The organism is Geminicoccus flavidas, assembly GCF_009806515.1.
Taxonomy (GTDB): domain Bacteria; phylum Pseudomonadota; class Alphaproteobacteria; order Geminicoccales; family Geminicoccaceae; genus Geminicoccus; species Geminicoccus flavidus.
On sequence record NZ_WUJP01000727.1, the window covers coordinates 1 to 4,067 of the forward strand.

Sequence of the window (4,067 nt, forward strand, 5' to 3'; positions counted from 1 at the left end):
ATGCGTATCCATCATATGTCGAGGTCGGTGACGTGGCGGCCGGCAGCGCCACGGGGGATGTGCGTGAACTCGTCGGTGGAACTCCAACGTCGCCAGAAGGTCGACCGGATCACGGCGGCGCCCGTTACGGTGACGGTCGCGGCCGAGCCGGACGAGCGGGCGGCGATCGCCCGTCGCCTGGAGCTGCAGGACGTGGCCTCGCTGGAGGCCGAGTGCCGGCTGGACCGGCCGCCTGCGGTCAAGGGCGTGCGGCTGCGCGGCCGTCTGCGCGCCAAGGTCACCCAGATCTGCGTGGTGACGCTCGAGCCGATGCCGGTCGAGGTCGTGACCGAGTTCGAGCGCCTCTACCTTCCGGGCTGGACGCCCGAGATGGACGAGATGACCGAGACGGTGGACGCGGAGGCGCCGGACATCGAGCCGCTGGACGGCGATACGATCGACCTGGGCGAGGCAGTGGTCGAGGAACTGTCCCTGGCGCTCGATCCCTATCCCCGGCTGCCGGGGGCGGAGCTGGACCCGCCCGATATGGACGGCCGGCCCAACCCGTTCCAGGCGCTGGCCGCGCTCCGCCGGTCATGAGCCTCACCATCGCCCTCGACCTCATGGGTGGGGATGACGCTCCGGCGATCGTGATCGACGGTGCCGCGCTCGCCCACAAGCGCCACGCGGACGTCGACTTCCTGCTGTTCGGGGACGAGGCGAAGGTGCGGCCCCATCTGGCCCGGCACCCCGCGCTCGCGGCGATGCCGCTGGTCCACACCACCGAGTTCGTCGCGGGCGACGCCAAGCCGTCCCATGCCCTGCGCCAGGGCCGGCAGTCGTCGATGCGGCTGGCGATCAATGCGGTGAAGGAGGGCAGGGCCGCGGCGGCGGTCTCGGCCGGCAATACCGGCGCCCTGATGGCGATGGCCAAGTTCGTGCTGAAGACCCTGCCCGGCATCGACCGGCCGGCGATCGCCGGGCCGATGCCTGCCGGCGAAAAGAGCGCCATCGTGCTGGACCTGGGCGCCAACGTCGACTGCGGGGTCGAGCACCTCGTACAGTTCGCGGTGATGGGCCACGTCTTCGCTCGGATCGTGCTGGGCCTGCCCGAGCCCAAGATCGGCCTGCTCAACATTGGCACCGAGGACCTCAAGGGCAACGAGGTGATCCGGGGTGCTGCGGCGATGCTCCGGGCCAGCCCGCTGAATGGCGACTTCTATGGCTTCGTGGAAGGCACCGACGTGACCCGCGGGGTGGTCGACGTGGTGGTCACCGACGGCTTCACCGGCAACGTCGCGCTCAAGATCGCGGAAGGTACGGCTGCGATGTACGCCTCCTTCCTGCGCCAGGCCTTCCGCTCCGACTGGCGGGCGAAGCTTGGCTACCTCCTGGCCCGGCCGGCACTCAGCCGGGTGCGCGCCAGGCTCGACCCGCGTCGCTACAACGGTGCCATGCTGCTCGGGCTCAACGGCATCGTGGTCAAGAGCCATGGCGGCACCGACGCGGTCGGGTTCGGTCATGCGATCGAAGCGGCCGTGGAACTGGTGCGGGCCGGCACCAATGACCGGATCATCGAGGAAATGACCGCGGTTGCAGGACGGGACGCCGGTGCGCCCGCCGCGGCCGTCGGCTGAAGGTTGCCCATGCTGCGCTCGATCGTGCTCGGGATCGGCTCCTATCTGCCGGAGCGGGTGGTCACCAACGACGACATGGCCCGGATGGTCGATACCTCGGACGAGTGGATCCGGGAGCGGACCGGCATCACCCGGCGCCATTTCGCCGCAGAGGGCGAGACCACCTCGGACCTGGCGGTGGCCGCTTCGTTGCGCGCCATCGAGGCCGCCGGTATCGACCGCAACTCGATTGATCTGGTCCTGGTGGCGACCTCCACCCCGGACAACACCTTCCCGGCCACCGCCACCGCAGTGCAGCGCAAGCTGGGCCTGCCGGTCGGCATCGCCTTCGACCTCCAGGCCGTGTGCGCGGGCTTCGCCTATGCGATCTCGGTGGCCGACGCGCTCCTGGTCACCGGGCGGGCGCGCCGGGCGCTGGTGATCGGCGCCGAGACCTTCTCGCGCATCCTGGACTTCGAGGATCGCGGCACCTGCGTCCTGTTCGGCGATGGGGCAGGCGCCGTCGTGCTGGCTGCCACCGAGCAACCCGGCCATGTGAGCGACCGCGGCGTGCTGGCAACGGCCCTGGGTGCGGATGGGCGCCAGTACGACCATCTCTATGTCGATGGCGGGGTGTCCTCGACGCGGACCATCGGTATCCTGCGGATGAACGGGCGGGAAGTGTTCCGCCACGCGGTCCAGCGCCTGTCGGAGGCGGCGATCGAGGTGGTGGCCAAGGCGGGGCTCCGGCTCGCCGACATCGACTACCTGGTCCCGCACCAGGCGAACCGGCGGATCATCGAGGCGGTCGGCAAGCGTCTCGACATAGCACCGGACCAGGTGATCGTGACCGTCGATCGTCATGCCAACACCTCGGCCGCCTCGATTCCGCTGGCACTCGATGTCGCAGTGAAGGACGGCCGGATCGGCGAGGGCGATCTTCTGGTCCTCAACGCCATGGGCGGCGGCTTTACCTGGGGTGCGGCACTGCTGCGCTGGTGACCTCTCGGGTCCTGGGCCGGATCCGGGCAAGACTATCGCCTCTTGCGCGAACTGCGTGGCGCGGTTCCTCTTGCACTGGAGGATCGCGTTGATTTACCGTGACTTGGCGAATGGTGTTGCCGAGAGGGACAAAGCCAGCATGGCCGATCGGACGGTCACACGAGCGCATCTGGCCGAGGCGGTGTTCCAGGAGGTTGGCCTGTCGCGCAGCGAGTCGGCGGCCCTGGTGGACGAGGTGCTGGACCGGGTGTCCGACGCGCTGGTGACCGACGGCACGGTGAAGATCTCCTCGTTCGGCACGTTCGCCGTCCGCCAGAAGGGCGAGCGGCTCGGGCGCAACCCCAAGACCGGCGAGGAGGTACCGATCCTGCCGCGCCGGGTGCTGGTGTTTCGGCCCTCCCAGGTGCTCAAGGCGCGGCTGAACGGCGAGGATCCGCCGGGCGAGGCGGACGGCGAGGCATGAGCGAAACGCTGGTCGGGCCCGGCAGTGCCGAGGATCGCGCCGTCCGTCCGACCAAGGCCGCGAGTGCCTTCCGCACCATCAGCGAGGTGGCCGACGAGTTGGAAGTCGCCCAGCACGTGCTGCGCTTCTGGGAAAGCAAGTTCCCCCAGGTCCGGCCGCTCAAGCGCGGCGGCGGGCGGCGCTACTACCGCCCGGAGGACATCGACCTGCTGCGGCGCATCCGCAGCCTGCTCTACGACGAGGGCTACACCATCAAGGGCGTGCAGAAGCTCCTGCGCGTCCGCCGGCGCACCGCACCCGCGACCACGCCCGCTCCCGCCGGGCTTCCGGCCGCACCCGAGCCGCTCGCCGCCGAGCCCCCGCCCGACGACCTTCGCCAGCCACCGCCGCCGCTGCCCTTCGACCAGCCGCCGCCGACACCGCCGCGCGAGGCCGCCAACGCGGAGCGCCGCCGCCTGCTGGCCGAGCTCCACGGCGAGCTCCGCCTGCTCGGCCAGATCGCACGCGACCTGTCCCGCCAGCTCGACCCGTCCCTGCTCAACCCATCATTGTCGTCGCCCCAAGACGGTGCTATCGACCCACCCGCACGGAGCGTGGCGCAGCCCGGTTAGCGCACCAGTCTGGGGGACTGGGGGTCGCGAGTTCAAATCTCGCCGCTCCGACCAACCACTTCAGTGAGTTAGCTGCCACCGTCTCGCCAGCGTTCCTCGCCTGGTGAGCACGTGGGGAGCAGATCCTGTCGCTGATTCGTCTGCCCTCGCTAGAGGTGCGGTGAGCTGTCGCACCTGATCTGGCAGACACCTCGCGGATACGACGATCAGCTGGTGAGCGACGAGAGATATTGGTCGGGCCCTGCGGCCGCACCGAGCCGCGCGGTGCAGGGTTCAGGCATAGGGATTGTCAGGACCATGCTGCCAGTGGGACTCATCGTAGCCCCGCTAGGTGTTTAGCCTCGGAGTGTCATGGACGGCCTAATCTCTCGAAGATCGAGAGGATATCCTACGGCA

Annotated in this window: 5 protein-coding genes and 1 tRNA gene; all 6 read left to right on the forward strand. The window is 69.5% G+C overall.

Annotated elements, in window-relative coordinates:
- The coding region (locus tag EQG76_RS20835; RefSeq protein ID WP_235031480.1) for a YceD family protein at positions 1-579 on the forward strand (579 nt) is incomplete at its 5' end.
- Complete coding sequence (gene plsX / locus EQG76_RS20840; protein WP_159716258.1) at positions 576-1,616, forward strand: phosphate acyltransferase PlsX; 1,041 nt, start codon at positions 576-578, stop codon at positions 1,614-1,616. The genes EQG76_RS20835 and plsX, both read left to right, overlap by 4 nt.
- 3 nt (positions 1,617-1,619) lie before the next feature.
- A complete protein-coding gene (locus tag EQG76_RS20845) occupies positions 1,620-2,597 on the forward strand; it encodes a beta-ketoacyl-ACP synthase III (RefSeq protein ID WP_159716259.1) in 978 nt (325 codons plus the stop codon).
- 139 nt (positions 2,598-2,736) lie between these two features.
- A complete protein-coding gene (locus tag EQG76_RS20850; protein WP_159716260.1) occupies positions 2,737-3,060 on the forward strand; it encodes an integration host factor subunit alpha in 324 nt (107 codons plus the stop codon).
- Positions 3,057-3,671, forward strand: a complete 615-nt coding sequence (locus tag EQG76_RS32360; RefSeq protein ID WP_235031481.1) for a MerR family transcriptional regulator — start codon at positions 3,057-3,059, stop codon at positions 3,669-3,671. The genes EQG76_RS20850 and EQG76_RS32360 overlap by 4 nt, the downstream gene beginning before the upstream one ends.
- Positions 3,648-3,725, forward strand: a tRNA-Pro gene (locus EQG76_RS20860). Before EQG76_RS32360 ends, EQG76_RS20860 begins: the two co-directional genes overlap by 24 nt.
- Positions 3,726-4,067: the final 342 nt, after the last annotated feature.

Coding starts and splice junctions, on each gene's coding strand:
- plsX (WP_159716258.1), top strand. CDS start 576: ATGAGCCTCACCATCGCCCTCGACCTCATGGGTGGGGATGACGCTCCG.
- EQG76_RS20850 (WP_159716260.1), top strand. CDS start 2,737: ATGGCCGATCGGACGGTCACACGAGCGCATCTGGCCGAGGCGGTGTTC.
- EQG76_RS32360 (WP_235031481.1), top strand. CDS start 3,057: ATGAGCGAAACGCTGGTCGGGCCCGGCAGTGCCGAGGATCGCGCCGTC.